This window comes from Deinococcus aquatilis DSM 23025 (genome assembly GCF_000378445.1).
Classification (GTDB): domain Bacteria; phylum Deinococcota; class Deinococci; order Deinococcales; family Deinococcaceae; genus Deinococcus; species Deinococcus aquatilis.
The window spans coordinates 1-15,151 of record NZ_KB899703.1; the positions used below are offsets into that span (position 1 = coordinate 1).

Consider the following 15,151-nt stretch of genomic DNA (forward strand, 5'->3'; position numbering starts at 1 on the left):
TCCAGTACAGCGGTCCGATTGTGATTACGAAGGGTGGAACGTACTCGGGCAACTGGGAGAGCACGCAGAACAAATCCGCGGTCCTGATCCAGACCAGCGAACCGGTGATCATCGAGAACGCCAACATCCGCAGCCGCGGCAACCTGATCAGCGGCTTCAAAAACCGCCTGACGGTCCGCAACACCCGCGGCTACGCCCTGAACCCCAACGTCGCCGGCAAGGCCGCCGGACGCGCCGTCAACGCCGAGGAAGTCATGAACCTGCGCGTGGAAAACAGCTATTTCGAAGGCACCACCGGCATCTACGCACGTGCCTTCATGGGCAATACAAGTGCCGGAGAGACCATCAAGATTTTGCGCAACCGATTTAAGAATACTGATGGACGCTTGAGTGACGGTGCTGGCGGGTACACCGGTGCATACACCATTGTTCAAACAGTGCTGTTCAACAATGTCAAACGCTTACCCAATGTGGAAATTGCTTGGAATGAAATCATTAACGAACCCGGCAAAAGCCGCACGGAAGAAAACATGAATTTCTATCTCAGTAGTGGCACGCCGGCCAGTCCGTTTCTGATTCATGACAACTACATTCAGGGCGCCTATGGGGTGTCGCCGCTGACCGAAACTTTCTATGCGGGCGGGGGGATTTTGTTGGGCGACGGCAAAGTCACCGATCCATTAGATTCAGGTTATGCCCGGGTGTACGACAATCAGGTGGTGGGCACCACCAATCACGGGATCGGGATTGCAGGAGGCGTCAATAACCAAGTATATAACAACCGCGTCATCTCCAGCGGGCGCACACCTGCAGGTGAGCGCATTCCAGCGGCAAACGTCGGGTTATATGTCTGGGATCCCAACGGCGCAGGCAAGCTGGCAGTCCCGACGTTTGCCAACAACCGCATGGACAACAACGTGGTGGGCTGGACGCGGGTAGCTGCTGACGGCAAGACCAGCAACAGCCCGACGTGGTTCCCGCACTGCGGCCTGAATGCCACCACTTGCGCAGGCAACCAAAACATCGGCACCGTTACCCTCGACATGGAAAAACAGGAATATCAAGGTTGGCTAGGCAAACTGACGGCCAACAACGTCAAAGTCGGCCCCTGAGTCTGGCCAGACAAATTGACGAACAGACGAACGAGAAGTGGTGCTAAGGGGAATGTCCCCTCAGCGCCACTTCCATGTCGTTTGGCCCTTCTCAGTAGCTCAGTAGATTCTGGTCGTTCAGGCGGATGGCCTTGATGGTCAGCGAGACATTCACGGCCCTCACGCTCAGTTCCAGTGTTCGTGCGGCGGGTTCGTCCAGCGTCAATTCATGCTCCATCCAACTGCCGAGGGTCACGTTGGAATAGACCCGGTGAGCGACGCCTTCTTCGTGGTAGGCGTCCAGTTCGTAGGGCACCAGCACGTGGGCCACATGAGAACCCTGCGCCCCCAGCCGCAGCGCAAAAGGCGTCAGCGCTGGCCCCAGTTCCTCGCCGCCGCCGTAGACGTCCAGCCGCCACAGCAGCCGGATGCTGGAATGCAGGTGGCTCAGGCCCGCAGGCAGATCGAAACGCAGCGTCAGAGTGGACGGGTGGCCGTACCGACTGGAACTCAGTACAGTCAGGCCGCCCCGGTTGCCCGACAGCAGGTATCCTTGACGGCTCAGCGGAATCTCGGGCAAGGGCTGGAGCGTATGGTTGACCTCGGCAGGTACGTCCACAAGGGGCACGGGCAGGCGTCTGGAGGGTTGGCCCGGCAGGTACCGCAAAGGACTGTCGGCAGGAAGACGCTGGGTGTAGATATCCCGCAGCAGGGCCGCGTCTTCGGGCAGGTTGGCGCGGGCGGCGTAGTAGGCGGCCAGACCGGGCAGGTCTTCGGAAAGGGCGGTCATCAGTCGCCGCCGAATGTCCTGGCGGAGCAGTTGGGGGAGTTGGCTGGCGAGGGTAACGCGCAGGCCTTCACTGCGGAACACATACTGCGGCTCGGCAGGAATACGGGCGCGTTCGGGAACGCAGCCGGGCCAGTGCAGCGCCACTTCGGGTTCGGCCTCCACCAACACATGGTGTTTGATGGCCTCGTACAACAGAGATTCGGTGCTGCCACTGCTGGACTCGCCCAGAACTGCCCGCGCCAGGGCTGCATCAAACTGACCGTAGATCACGCTCAGGCGTTCGACTGCCTCGCGCATGGCAGCGGGCCAGCGGTCAACTTCGTGGCTGAAGGTTTCGCGCAGGGCCTGCGGAAAAGCCGGGCCACCCGTCTGTTCCAGATCGGCAGTCTGATCGATCAAGCTCAGCAGATGCAGCGGATTGCCCTCGCTGCGCTGCACCAGACGGGCGGCCAGCGCCTGAAGATGTTCGACAGGCTCGAAGGGAAACTGGGTTTCCAACGTGCGCTGCACGCTGAGCGTAGCCAGCGGCGGCAACGCCAGTTCCAGACGGCTGCTGCGGTCTATGGCCCGCCGCATGGCCCGCGCCAGCGGCACCTGATCGGCGGGTTCGCGGCTCAGCAGCAAGAACACGCGCTGCGCGTCGCCCGACGCACTGAACAGGAATTCGAACAGGGGAAGCAGTTCCGGGGGCGCGTCCTGTGGTCGGTCAAAAATCAGCAGCACGGGGCGGTGAACCTTGAACAGCACGTGGGCCACCTTCACCACGTCTTCTTCAAGGGTGGCGGGCTGCATCAGCAGGCGGTTCAGCACCTCGCTGCTCTCGGAATCGCACACTTTCAGGAGGGCCTGCGCGAGGCTGGCGAGCATCAGGCGGCTGGAGCGCAGGCTGGAGACCCGCACCTCCTGCCAGTCGAGTTGCTGGGCCACCGATTCGGCCAGATGGCTCTTGCCGCTGCCAGGAGGCCCGTGCAGCACCACGAACTGAGACTGTGCCTCGGCCCGCCGGAATGCCTGACGCAGTTCGTGTTCCTCGTGGGGCCGCTCAAAATTCACGGCTCCGATCTTGGAACGTGTGGGCTGCACCTGCACCGGCTCGGGCACAGTGGTCTGAAGAACAGAGGTAGAAAGGTGGACGGGCACGAACGGCGAGGGCAAGACGGCCAGGCTGCGTTCGGGCAGAAGTTTACTGGCCGACGCTGCCAGGGATGATCCGGCAGCCACGGCCAGCACCGGGGCCGCCTCCTGCATTTCGCCCGGATGCTCCAGGTCCAGAGATTCGGCACGCTCGGCGATCAGGCGGGTGGCCCACGTGTGGTTCTCGCGGGCATAGCGCCAGTACATCCGGCTGAGGTGCTGCTCTATCTGCTGCGTCATCAACCAGCGCTGCTGATCCACCCAACTCTGAAAAGTAGAGCTGCCCAGGTCTTCCAGGCCAGTAAAAGGCAGCCCACGAATCATCGCCAGCCAATCGGTCAACTGGCTCTGGTTCATAGAGCGGTTGGCTCCTTCACACCACATCTCAAAGTCGCTGGTGACGTTTTCCAGTTGCAGCAACTGGTGACTGGACGGAAAGACGTTGAGTCCGGCAGAGCGGATGCGGGCAAGCTCCACCCGCAGATTTTTGCGGGCTTCCGGGGTATTCCAGAGCAGGTTCGCCAGCCGTTCGCGGTGCTGCGGCTGCTTTTCCATGTACAGGTAAATAATGAGGGCCACGGCTTTGGCCGACAGGGGTACAGTACGCCGGGCCAGCGTAACGTGGGCATGGCCCAACAAATGGACGATCAGCATGAAACTTTCCTCCTTGCTCCCCACATCCCGCTTTCTTTACCGGGTCTCATTGGAGCACGCTCTTGATGACGGACAAACCGCGACGACCGGGAGACCTGCATCAAATCGGGCGTTATGGTGGTTTAACGGAACGGGTTTGCAAGTGGAAACACGCTTGGTAGCGCTTGGGCAGGTTCAGGTCGATCTCTGGATTAAGCGTGCAGGGCGAGGACCTGAAAGCAGTTCTTGGCGACAACCGAACCGGATGACATCGCTTGGGAGAACTCACCTGATTCCGACCTGCTCCAGACAGAACTGAGAGCTATTAAACAGACACGGCACTGGGGGGTCTATCAGACTTCGTTGGATAACGCACAGCCGTGCAAAAGCAACTGGGTCTGATTTGAGAGGGCGGATTTGAGAAGGGTAAGGAGAGGTGTGAAGCTCCTGAGTGACCGATTGATAATCTAAATCTCTGATCGGCCCATAAAGACGACTGATGCTTGTCTGGGCCTCACCTGCTGTACATAGTGCAGCAGTATGGGTTCAGATTTTACTCGTCCCACATGAATCTTAGTGATTGCCTCATGACTTTTGACCCCAATTCAGATGAACGCATGCTCACTTTCAACTTATATGACCGTTGGAAAATGTGAATTATTCGATAATAATGACCAGTTATGCCCCGCTTCTGTCCTTTAACTCCAGCTTTTACGGACGGAAAGCAGCCTTTAGCTTTAACTGGGCGAACACCTTAGACAGCAGTGCAAAGAACTACCCTCGGAAGGAGTTCTGGCCGTGCCGAGAGGCTGTTTATGGATCAGTGGCCTGGAAGCTGAGCCAAATCCTGGGGCCGTCAAAGCAGGTTGGCCTTGCGGTTATCCATACAGAGACCCGTACAGCGTTAAAACACAGATTGTTGGCATTAGCTCTGACTTAACGCCCCGCCCCTCATGCTTGCCCCGTCCTGCCGAAGGGCTGGAGGCGGCCAGCGAATGGCCCGCCGTGCAAGAAGGAGAAGAAAACGATGGGTGTAGCGTTGATCTCAGGGTCTGCCGGGCTGATCGGTTCCGAAGCGGTGCGGTTTTTTGCCGCGTTGGGCCTCGACGTTGTGGGCATCGACAACGATATGCGTCAGTATTTCTTTGGCGAGGAGGCGTCCACACGCTGGAACCGCAGCCGCCTGGAACGTCAGGTGGGCAATTATCACCACGAAGATGTAGATATCCGGGACGCCTCGGCGCTGGACGCCGTGTTTGCCAAATACGGCAAGTCCATAGAGCTCGTCATTCATACGGCGGCGCAGCCCTCGCACGACTGGGCGGCCCGCGATCCGTTCGTCGATTTCTCGGTGAATGCCAACGGCACGCTGAATATGCTGGAAGCGGCCCGTGCCAACTGCCCCGACGCGCCGTTTATTTTTACCTCCACCAACAAGGTTTACGGCGATACGCCCAACTTTTTGCCGCTTCAGGAACTGGCGACCCGCTGGGAAATTGATCCCACGCACCGCTACTCGCCGGGCATTGCCGAGGATATGAGCATCGACCAGAGCAAGCATTCGCTGTTCGGGGCCTCCAAGGTGGCCGCCGACGTGCTGGTGCAGGAATACGGGCGCTACTTCGGCATGAAGACCGTGTCGTTCCGGGGCGGTTGCCTGACCGGGCCAAACCACTCCGGCACGCAGCTGCACGGCTTTCTGGCCTACCTGATGAAGTGCGCCATGACCGGCACGCCCTACACGATTTTCGGCTATCAGGGCAAACAGGTGCGCGACAATATCCATTCTGCCGACCTGATCGCCGCGTTTGCCGAGTTCTTCCAGAATCCGCGTTCCGGCGAGGTCTACAACATCGGTGGCGGGCGCGAAAGCAACTGCTCAATGCTGGAAGCCATCGCACTGTGCCAGGAAATTACGGGCCGGGAACTGAATCACACCTACGCTGAAGACAACCGCAGCGGCGACCATATCTGGTACATCAGCGACCTTGCCAAGTTCAAGGCGCACTATCCCGGCTGGGGCATTACCTACGATGTGCCGCGCATCTTGCAGGAAATGTACTCGGTCAATCAGGAACGGTGGGCACTGACATGATCAATCTGGGCGCACATTCGGTACTGGGCGTGAAAATCCACGCCGTCGATTACGACTACGCCGTGAAGGCCATCCGTGAGGCTGCACGCGACAAACGGGCTTTTACGGTGAGTGCACTGGCGGTTCACGGTGTCATGACGGGCATGACCAATGCCGAGCAGGCCCGCCGTCTCAACGGGCTGAATCTGGTGGTGCCCGACGGTCAGCCGGTGCGCTGGGCGCTCGGTCTTTTGCACGGCAAGCAACTGCCTGACCGTGTCTACGGCCCCGAACTGACCCTGCGCGTGGCCCAGGCTCTGGCCGAAGACGACCTGAGCGTCTATCTGTACGGCAGCCAGCCCGCCGTGCTGGAACGCTTTGCCCGCAATCTTCAGGTCAAGTTTCCGGGGTTGCGGGTGGCGGGCATGGAAGCTTCCAAATTCCGCCGCACCACCCCCGAAGAGCAGCAGGCCACCGCCGCCCGGATTCGTGAATCGGGTGCAAACGCTGTGTTCGTGGGCCTGGGCTGTCCCCGTCAGGAAGTCTGGGCCTTCGAGAATGCGCCGCTGATCGGTCTGCCGATTCTGGCCGTGGGCGCGGCCTTCGACTTTCACGCAGGCACGCTGCCGCAGGCTCCCAAGCGCATGCAGAATGCGGGGCTGGAATGGCTGTTCCGGCTGATTCAGGAGCCGCGCCGACTCTGGAAACGCTACGTGCTGCTCAATCCCCTGTTCCTGTGGAATCTGTTTTTGCAGGGCATCCGGGTGCGGCCCTTTCCCGTAAATTTGCCCAATGGGCAGGAGCAACCTCAACGTTACGGATAGACGTGGCGGCCAGGAGCCAAGAATGAAACAACGATGGGTTCAACCGACCTGTGCGCCACACCTCACTGCTGACACCCAGACCGGACGGCCCCAGCTCTGTGTCCTCATTTCCGGCGTGCCGGAGCCGCGCCTATGAATGTGCCCGACAACAGCAAGATTTTTGTGGCCTATCCGTCGGGAGCCTTCAGGGAAGCGCTGGTCAGCCGGCTGCTGTCTCAGGGTCACGACAATCTGGTGATCGCCGACGCGCTGGATTTACGCGAAAAAGAAGCGGTGCTGGAATTTTTTGAGCGCGAACTTCCCGATTACGTGTTTTTTATGTCGGCACAGGCCAAGAGCCTCGATGCTGACAGCTTCCAGCCCCCGCAGTGGTTGCGTGACAACCTGCTCAGCGTGACCAATATGGTCGATGCCGCTTACCTGTACGATGTGGGCAAACTGCTGTGCCTCGATTGCAGCGCGGCCCTGCTTGAAGACCCGGCCTTACCGCTGCAACGTCAGCAATGGTCTCCGGCCCGGCTCGAAGAGGCCCGTCACGCCTGCGCGGTCACCCGCCGGGCCACCACCGAACTGTGTGACAGTTACCGCCGCCAATACAACTGCAACTTCGTGAGCGCCGTCAGCAGCAGCGTCTACGGGCCGGGCGTGCGCTCGGAACCCGGCGGCGCCCTGGTACCCACCCTGCTTCAGGAGATGCAGCGGGCTACCGAAAGCAACCTGCCCGTCTTTCAGGTGTTGGGGCACCCCTACGAGCGCTACTCGCTCCTGCATCTGGACGACCTGACCGCCGCCACCATGTTCATGATGGATCAGGTGGAGCGTCCCGGACAGATCAGCGTGGGCCTGACGCAGTCTTGCACCATCAGCGAACTCGTGAATCTGGCGGCCTCGGTCACGGGGTACCGGGGCACCTTCGAATTCAGTCAGCGCCTGCCCGCTTCTGCCGCCGTGTCACCCGAATTGCCTCTGGAACGGTTGGGATGGCGCAGTGGCGTGAGTCTATTAGAAGGCGTCTACAACACCGCCCGCTGGCACATAGAGCATCAGTATCCGGCGCATTTCTAGCTCCACTGGCTTTACTTCTACCTTTATCTTTCCTCCATTTGTAAACTCACGATAAAGAAAAACGTTGGGTTTATTTTTCGTTAGCGCCTTCCAAGTTAAGTTTTCTGCGTTGGTTCCGGCCTTCCCGCTGCACTGTCGGCGCGGCCCACCCAGAGAGCAGAATTGACCCTCTCCCTCAGAACCAACCCCTTCAGGCAGAGCTGGTCAGGCACAGGTCGTCAGGACAGAGCATTCAGCGCCGGCATTCAGAGATGAGCATTCAAGGAGAACCCACCATGCAGCCAACCGAGCATCCAACCAAATCATTGACCGAATCCCTCAAAGTCGCCGTTGTCGGAACCGGGTATGTGGGGATGGGCACCGCCGTCATGCTGGCTTCTCTGGGCCATCAGGTCGTGGGCATCGACATCGACCAGAAGAAGATCGAGATGCTGCGGCGCGGTGAACTGCCCATCTACGAACCCGGCCTGGAAGACCTGCTCAGGGCCAGTCAGGAGCGCCTGCGCTGGACAGACGACTACGCCTCAGCCATTCCCGACGCCGACGTTATTTTTATCTGCGTGGGAACGCCTCCGCTGCCCAGTGGTCAGCCCAATCTGCGCTATGTGGAAGGGGCGGCCCAGAGTGTGGCCCGCAACCTGAACGGCAAATTGCAGGTGGTCGTCAACAAGAGCACGGTTCCGGTGGGCACGGGCGACTGGGTATCGCGGATCATCGAAGAGAACGCCCTCGACTATTCGGCAGGCCGCTACGTGGTGGTCAGCAATCCCGAATTCCTGCGCGAAGGCACGGCGCTTCACGACAGTCTCTACCCTGACCGCATCGTGCTGGGCAGCTCCTCGCCCGAAGGCATCGAGCGCCTGCGCCAGCTGTATCAGCCCCTGCTGGAGCAGACGTTTACGCCGCCCGAAGGGATGCCCCGCCCCTCCAACTACACCCTGCCCGAACTGGTGACCACCAGCCTGAGCAGCGCCGAGATGATCAAGTACGCGGCCAATGCGTTTCTGGCCCTCAAGATCAGCTTCGCCAACGAGATTGCGGGCCTGTGCGAGTGCGTGGACGCTGACATCGAGCAGGTGACCCACGGCATCGGCTGTGATCAGCGCATCGGCCACCGCTTCCTGTCGGCGGGCGCGGGCTGGGGCGGCAGCTGCTTCGGCAAAGACACGGCGGCCCTGATCAATACCGGCAGTGAGTACGGCTACACCATGCCCATCTTGCGGGCGGCTGTGGAAGTCAACCAGCGTCAGCGCCACCTGGTGATCAGCAAGTTGCAGCGCCACCTGCACCGCCTTCAGGGCAAGCGTGTGGCAGTGCTGGGGCTGGCCTTCAAACCCAACACCGACGATCTGCGCGACGCTCCCGCCCACGACTGCATTGCCCGCCTGATGGATCTGGGGGCCAAAGTCACGGTGCATGACCCGGTGGCGATGCCGCACGCCCGCCGCGAATGGGCACACCTGACCTACGATGAGGCCGAGACTGCCGAGGCCGCCCTGCGCGGAGCCGACGCCGTGATCCTGATGACTGAATGGGATGACTACCGCACGCTGGACTGGGATCAGGCCGTGCGGACCATGCGCCGCCGCCTGATCATCGATACCCGCAACGTGCTTCAGCAGTTGCCCCAGCACAGCACAGTGGAGCAGATCGGACGCACAGTCCTGCACAACGTTCCCGACAACGAGGTGCTGGCTGGTGCGACCCTATGACCGAGTCGGCGCCGCAGACCATCCTGATCACGGGGAGTGCGGGGTTCGTAGGCTCGCATCTGGTGGAGCGCTTCCTAAACGAAGGCCACACCGTCATCGGCGTGGACAACTATATCAGCGGTCAGCGCCAGAACACCGCGTTGTTTCTACAGCATCCCCGCTTCCGCTTCATTCAGGCCGATGTCAGCCAGGGCATCCCCTACACCGGGGACACCCTGGACTGGGTGCTGCATTTCGCTTCTCCAGCCAGCCCCCCCCACTACCAGGAATTCCCGGTCGAAACCCTGATGGTGGGTGCCCAGGGCACCCAACACGGTCTGGAGTTGGCTCTCAAGCACGGCGCGAAGTTCTTTCTGGCCAGCACCAGCGAGGTGTACGGTGATCCGCATGTGCATCCCCAGCCGGAGAGTTACTGGGGGCATGTCAATCCCAACGGCTTGAGAAGCTGCTACGACGAGGCCAAACGCTACGCCGAGGCGATGACCATGGCGTATCACCGGGCCAAGGGGGTAGACACCCGGATCATCCGGATCTTCAACACCTACGGCCCGCGCATGCGGGCCGACGATGGGCGGGTGATCACCAACTTCGTGCATCAGGCGTTGCGGGGCGAGGCACTGACGATCTACGGCGACGGGTTGCAGACGCGCAGCTTTCAGTATGTGGACGATCTGGTCGAAGGGATCGTGCGGTTGATGGGCGTGAGTTATCACGAGCCGGTGAACCTGGGCAATCCGACGGAATTCACCATGCTGGAACTGGCGGATGTGGTGCGGGAGATTATTGATCCGGAGCTGGCGGTGGTGTATCAGGCTGCGCCGAGCGATGATCCCCAGCAGCGTAAACCTGACATCTCCCGCGCACAGGAACTGCTCGGCTGGACACCCCAGGTGGCCCTGGCCCAGGGGCTGAGCATTACTACTGCCGCCTTCCGGGAAGACCGCATAAAAACGGAGCAGGCCGCCCACACACCTCTGGTGAGCGTGGTCATTCCGACCCGCAACCGCCCGGATTTGCTGCTTCAGCGGGCAGTCAGAACGGCCCTCGCGCAGACGCTGCACAACATAGAAGTCATCGTGGTCATCGACGGCCCTGATCCGGCCACTGTGCAGGCGCTCTCAGAGGTACCTGATTCCAGACTGCGCGTTCTGGCCCTGCCAGACAACATCGGAGCCGCCGAAGCCCGCAACATTGGCATTCGTGCGGCTCAGGCAGAATGGATCGCGCTGCTGGACGATGACGATGAGTGGGCACCCGAAAAACTGGAACGGCAGCTGGAAGCGGCGCGGGCTTCTGCCCATGCCCAGCCGATCGTGGTTTGCCGGTATTTCCTGCCCACCCCGCAGGGCACCCACGAAGAGCCGCCCCGTTTTCCCCGTGCAGGCGAGGCCATCGGGGATTACCTCATGGCACGGGATGCCTGGTTGTCGCGTGACCGCACGCTGATGAGTACGGTGTTGTTTGCCCGGCGTGAACTGTTTTTGCAGGTGCCCTTCGATCCTGCTCTGCGCCGCCATCAGGATTGGGACTGGTTGTTGCGGGTTGCCGGATTGCCCGGAGTCGGTTTCGAGGGCGTTTCCGAACTGCTGGCGACCTATCACTTTCACGAACCCCGTCCTCACATGAGTTTGTCGGCCAAGTGGAGCGAGTCTCTGAAGTGGGCCGAAGCACACTACCGGGATGGGCGGCTGAGCCAGCGGGCGTACGTAGGTTTCATCGTCTTTCATGTGTCCCAGTTCGCGGCCAACGACGGAACCGCCAAGGCGTTCTGGTCAACCTCGCGGGCCGTATTGTCGGGGCGGCCCCGGCCCTTCGAGGTTGGCCGCTACGTGGCGACGTGGGTCTTTCCGCAGCAGGTGCGGCGGCGTATTCATGTCCTGGCCGAAACAGGCTGGGCGCAGGTGCGGCCTCCCCGCCGAACGGAGAGGAGCCGAACGGACATAGGTCAAACGGATGCCGGACAGGTCTGATGCGTGGTTGCCTCCACAATTCATCCAGCGATCAGGTACGCCGTTTCCGGCTGACAGACTGCAAAGGCAGGCGAAGTGAATGACGCCCCATGTGGTGATCTACCGCGAGAATCTTCTGGCCTATTCGGAGACGTTTATTCTGAATCAGGCAGAGGCGCTGACCCGCTTCACGCCCTATTACGTGGGCACGCGCCGGGTCGAGGGCATTTCTACGCCCTCAGACCGGACACTGATTTTGAGTAGCGGTGATCTTCGTGGCCGTCTGTCCGAGCTGTGGTACAAGGCGACGGGCCTTGCCCCCCGGCTTGACCGGCAGATCCGCGCTGTTCGGCCCCAGCTGCTCCACGCGCACTTTGGCCCTGATGGAGCGCAGGCTCTTCCGTTGGCCCGCCGCCTGAAACTGCCGCTGGTGGTCACGTTTCACGGCTTCGATGCCACCATGCACGACGCCGAACTGCGGGCCTCTCCCGTGTTGAGGGACCGCCAGTTGGTGTCCAGACGCCCCGAACTGATCCGCAAAGGCGCACTCTTCATTGCCGTATCCGAGCATATCCGCAGGCAACTGCTTGCCAAGGGCTTCCCAGCCCAGAAGGTTGTGACGCACTACAACGGGATCGATACGTCCGTCTTTGTGCCCGCTGCGGAACCTGCCGAGGAGCCGCTGGTGTTGTTCGTGGGCCGTCATGTGGAAAAAAAGGGCGGAAGTTCGCTGCTACGGGCCATGCATACGCTTCAGCAGCGGCTTCCAGCGGCCCGCCTGGTGTTGATCGGCGAAGGGCCTCTGTTGCAACCTCTGGAAGAATTGGCCGCGCAACTGGGGCTGAATGCTCTGTTCGTGGGCCGTCAGACGCCGGAGCAGGTGCGGGGTTGGATGCGGGAGGCTCAGGTGTTGTGTGTGCCCAGTGTCACAGCCCGCAACGGCGATACCGAGGGCCTGCCCACCGTGATTCTGGAGGCGATGGCGATGGGCCTGCCGACCGTGACCACGGCCAGTGCGGGCAACCCTGAGGCCGTGACGCACGGCGAGACCGGATTTGTGGTGCCGGAACACGATGAGGCTGCACTGGCACACGCGATCCTGCAACTTCTGGAGGACCGCCCGCTGAGCCAACGTTTCCGGGCTGCCGCGCTGGACGATGTGCGGGCACGCTTCGACTCGCGTGTATTGGTCCGCAAGCTTGAAGGTCTTTACGAGTCGGTGTCGTCTGCTGAATCCGTACAGGCACAGCAGCGCCGCTGGTCGGGCGACGTGGGTTCCACATGAGCGGTCTGAAAGACAAGACCATGCGGGCCATCAAATGGAGTTCACTCTCCTTTCTGACCACCGTGCTGCTGACGCCCCTGTTTGCGGCAGTGTTGGCCCGCCTGCTGACCAAAGAAGAATTCGGCCTGTTTGCCATCGGCCTGAGCCTGTATGCGGTCGGACAGTACATTGCAGATTTCGGCATCGGGCAGGCCCTGGTGCAGAAAAGCGACCTGACTGAAGAAGACATCCGGGCCGGGTTTACATCGTCGGTCATGCTGGGCCTGCTGGCAACCGTATTGGCCTGGCTGCTGGCACCTGTAGCTGGCAAATTTTTCAACAATCCGGATGTCACGCCGTTCATGCGTACCTACGCCTGCGTGTACGTTATTGCGTCGTTGGCGACTGTATCGACGAGTTTGCTGCGCCGCGCCCTGCGGTTCAAGCCCCTCATGGTTGCGGAGGTCGGGTCTTACGTGATCGGGCAGGGCGTCTTCGGATTGGGGGCCGCTTACCTGGGGTTCGGCGCGTACAGCCTGATCATCAGCGCCGCCGTGCAGGGCGTCATTCAGCTGTCGGTGTCTTATTTCTACGGTCGTCACCCCTTTCGTTTCACGTTCCGGGGCGACTCCTACCGCGCGCTCTACGCCTTCGGGGGCCGCGCCTCGCTGATCAGTTTTCTGGAATTCCTCAGTGTCAATCTGGACACCCTGATGATCGGCCGCTTCTACGGAACCGCCACCCTCGGCCTGTATAACCGGGGTTACAACACCATCTACGCGCCGTTGATGGGTATGGCCCGCAGCCTGACCCGCGTCCTTGCGCCGTCGTTCAGCGTGGTGCAGCACGATCAGGGCAAATTGCGCTCCGCCTACCTGTCGGGCCTGATGGCGCTGTCGGTGCTGCTGTTCAGTCTGGCCGCGTGCGCCTTCGTGTCAGCCCACGAAATCGTGCTCGTGCTGCTCGGAGACTCGTTTGTCGGTGTGGTACCCATCGTGCAGATTTTGGCGCTCTTTATTCCCTTTCCTGTTCTCAGCAATCTGTCGGCAGTCCTGGCCGAGGCCTCTGCCCGCCTGAACACCAAAATTGCGGTGCAGTCGGTGTATCTGGTGGTGCTGGCCGCCGCATACTGGACGGCCTACCGTCTTGGCTGGGGCATCGTCGGTTTTGCGGGCGTGCTGGTGGTGGCGGGCGCTCTGCGCAGCTTCGCCTACGCGTTCGTGGCCCGCCACATCATCGGCGGCGGCGGTCAACACATTGTCCGTGCCTACGGCGTGGGGCTGTCGTGCGGTCTGGCTGTGGCCGCCGCCCTGTTCGTGGTGGTCTATCCGCTGCGTCAGACAGGTCTCTCTGCATTCGTCCTGTTCGGCATAGAAGGCCTGGTGGGGGGTGCACTCGTGCTTGCAGTGCTGCTCTTCGGTCCACCCAACGAACTGCAGCAACAGGCCCGCCGCCTTTCCAGACAATTCCTGTCGCGCACTGAACGTTGGTGGCGGGCCATTCATCCCACCGAAGGCACCTGAGAGCCGCTGCATCTTCTTTCTCTTTGTCCCTCCATCCGAACAGTTCTCACCCAGTTGCCCTCATCCGAGCAGGAAGGAACATTGCCATGACCAATTTGATCCCCCCATCTCCTCCAGAAGTCGGTGTGCAGGCCGCGCCCCAGGCGACCCCGATCAGCAGCGGCACCGCTGCTATCGTGGTGACCTACAACCGCAAGGCGCTGCTGCACCGCTGCCTTACCCTGCTGCTTGGTCAGACGGCAGCACTGGAACATATCTACGTCATAGACAACGCCTCGACAGATGGCACAGCCGAAGTCATTCCGCAGGACCCACGCATTACCCATGTGCGCCTGGAAAGCAATTTGGGCGGTGCCTACGGGTTCTCGTACGGCGTACAGCAAGCACTTGAAGGCAACTACCAGTACGTGTGGTTGATGGACGACGACTGCCTGCCCGAACCCGAGGCCCTGGCCGAACTCCTGACCTATACGCCCCAGAGCGAGGCCCTGTGCAGCGCCGTGTTGGCCCGCGACGGGCGCTACGATCTCCATCAGCGCCGCAGCTTCGATGAGGTGCGCCTGAGCGAAACCGACCTGCCAAAAGAGGCCTACACCCAGCAGGGCACGCCCGTAGACCTGTTTACCTTTGTCAGTGTGCTGATCAGCACGGACGCAGTGCGGCGGGCAGGTCTTCCCGTCAACAACTTCTTTTTCATGTACGACGACAGCGAATATGCCCTGCGACTGCGCGAGCTGGGCATCACCACCCGCCTGGTGCCTTCCAGCCGGGTGTGGCACCACGGCAGCCTCACCTACCCGCCCGTCCGAACCGCTTATAACCCGCTCAAGCACTACTACAACACGCGCAATCAACTGTTGGTCTACCGCCAGTACGGCACCTCTTCCCCGTGGTATGCCATCCGGCTGCTGGTCAAAACGGGCGGCGCGTTTATCCGGCTGGCCCAGCACCGCGAACTGAATCGCCGCTCGGCAGGGCTGGCAGCGCGGGCCTTGCTGGACGCTGTGCGGGGCCGGGCATATGTTCGGGCTATCCGCACGAATTGACCGCCGGTCGATCATCAGCACGCGCGTCCTTCGTGACCCAACAGAC

At 61.1% G+C, this 15,151-nt stretch carries 9 protein-coding genes and 1 pseudogene; 9 read left to right on the forward strand and 1 reads right to left on the reverse strand.

Annotated features, from left to right (window positions below; translation table 11 throughout):
- Positions 1 to 1,112 (forward strand): annotated as a pseudogene (locus tag F561_RS29470) (NPCBM/NEW2 domain-containing protein); the annotation flags it as partial.
- Positions 1,113 to 1,203: 91 nt separating this feature from the next.
- Here F561_RS29470 and F561_RS24955 read toward each other — a convergent pair.
- Entirely contained in the window at positions 1,204 to 3,669 is a 2,466-nt protein-coding gene (locus F561_RS24955) for an AAA family ATPase (protein WP_019009199.1), read from the reverse strand.
- Between the two features lie 1,006 nt (positions 3,670 to 4,675).
- Between F561_RS24955 and F561_RS0106810 the strand changes: the two genes are divergently transcribed.
- The 8 genes from F561_RS0106810 to F561_RS0106845 all read left to right on the forward strand — a co-directional run bounded on the left by F561_RS0106810 (position 4,676) and on the right by F561_RS0106845 (position 15,105).
- Complete coding sequence (locus tag F561_RS0106810; RefSeq protein WP_019009200.1) at positions 4,676 to 5,743, forward strand: NAD-dependent epimerase/dehydratase family protein; 1,068 nt, start codon at positions 4,676 to 4,678, stop codon at positions 5,741 to 5,743.
- Positions 5,740 to 6,546, forward strand: coding sequence for a WecB/TagA/CpsF family glycosyltransferase (locus tag F561_RS0106815; RefSeq protein WP_019009201.1), 807 nt, complete (start codon positions 5,740 to 5,742; stop codon positions 6,544 to 6,546). The genes F561_RS0106810 and F561_RS0106815 overlap by 4 nt, the downstream gene beginning before the upstream one ends.
- A 132-nt stretch (positions 6,547 to 6,678) precedes the next feature.
- Entirely contained in the window at positions 6,679 to 7,611 is a 933-nt protein-coding gene (locus F561_RS0106820; RefSeq protein ID WP_019009202.1) for an NAD-dependent epimerase/dehydratase family protein, read from the forward strand.
- Positions 7,612 to 7,886: 275 nt separating this feature from the next.
- Entirely contained in the window at positions 7,887 to 9,323 is a 1,437-nt protein-coding gene (locus F561_RS0106825) for a UDP-glucose dehydrogenase family protein (protein WP_051096847.1), read from the forward strand.
- Positions 9,320 to 11,293 carry an NAD-dependent epimerase/dehydratase family protein gene (locus F561_RS30490; RefSeq protein ID WP_019009204.1) on the forward strand — a complete coding sequence of 658 codons (1,974 nt, stop codon included), beginning with the start codon at positions 9,320 to 9,322 and terminating at the stop codon, positions 11,291 to 11,293. The genes F561_RS0106825 and F561_RS30490 overlap by 4 nt, the downstream gene beginning before the upstream one ends.
- 79 nt (positions 11,294 to 11,372) lie before the next feature.
- Positions 11,373 to 12,557, forward strand: a complete 1,185-nt coding sequence (locus tag F561_RS0106835) for a glycosyltransferase (RefSeq protein ID WP_019009205.1) — start codon at positions 11,373 to 11,375, stop codon at positions 12,555 to 12,557.
- Positions 12,554 to 14,059: a lipopolysaccharide biosynthesis protein gene (locus F561_RS0106840; protein WP_019009206.1), complete on the forward strand. Its 1,506-nt coding sequence runs from the start codon at positions 12,554 to 12,556 to the stop codon at positions 14,057 to 14,059. The genes F561_RS0106835 and F561_RS0106840 overlap by 4 nt, the downstream gene beginning before the upstream one ends.
- Positions 14,060 to 14,145: 86 nt before the next feature.
- Positions 14,146 to 15,105, forward strand: coding sequence for a glycosyltransferase (locus tag F561_RS0106845; protein WP_019009207.1), 960 nt, complete (start codon positions 14,146 to 14,148; stop codon positions 15,103 to 15,105).
- Positions 15,106 to 15,151 lie beyond the last annotated feature (46 nt).

Bases quoted from the DNA above. Each gene is read 5' to 3' on its own strand.
- F561_RS0106825 (WP_051096847.1), top strand. From the start codon at position 7,887: ATGCAGCCAACCGAGCATCCAACCAAATCATTGACCGAATCCCTCAAA.
- F561_RS0106840 (WP_019009206.1), top strand. From the start codon at position 12,554: ATGAGCGGTCTGAAAGACAAGACCATGCGGGCCATCAAATGGAGTTCA.
- F561_RS30490 (WP_019009204.1), top strand. From the start codon at position 9,320: ATGACCGAGTCGGCGCCGCAGACCATCCTGATCACGGGGAGTGCGGGG.
- F561_RS24955 (WP_019009199.1), bottom strand. From the start codon at position 3,669: ATGCTGATCGTCCATTTGTTGGGCCATGCCCACGTTACGCTGGCCCGG.
- F561_RS0106820 (WP_019009202.1), top strand. From the start codon at position 6,679: ATGAATGTGCCCGACAACAGCAAGATTTTTGTGGCCTATCCGTCGGGA.
- F561_RS0106845 (WP_019009207.1), top strand. From the start codon at position 14,146: ATGACCAATTTGATCCCCCCATCTCCTCCAGAAGTCGGTGTGCAGGCC.
- F561_RS0106815 (WP_019009201.1), top strand. From the start codon at position 5,740: ATGATCAATCTGGGCGCACATTCGGTACTGGGCGTGAAAATCCACGCC.
- F561_RS0106835 (WP_019009205.1), top strand. From the start codon at position 11,373: ATGACGCCCCATGTGGTGATCTACCGCGAGAATCTTCTGGCCTATTCG.
- F561_RS0106810 (WP_019009200.1), top strand. From the start codon at position 4,676: ATGGGTGTAGCGTTGATCTCAGGGTCTGCCGGGCTGATCGGTTCCGAA.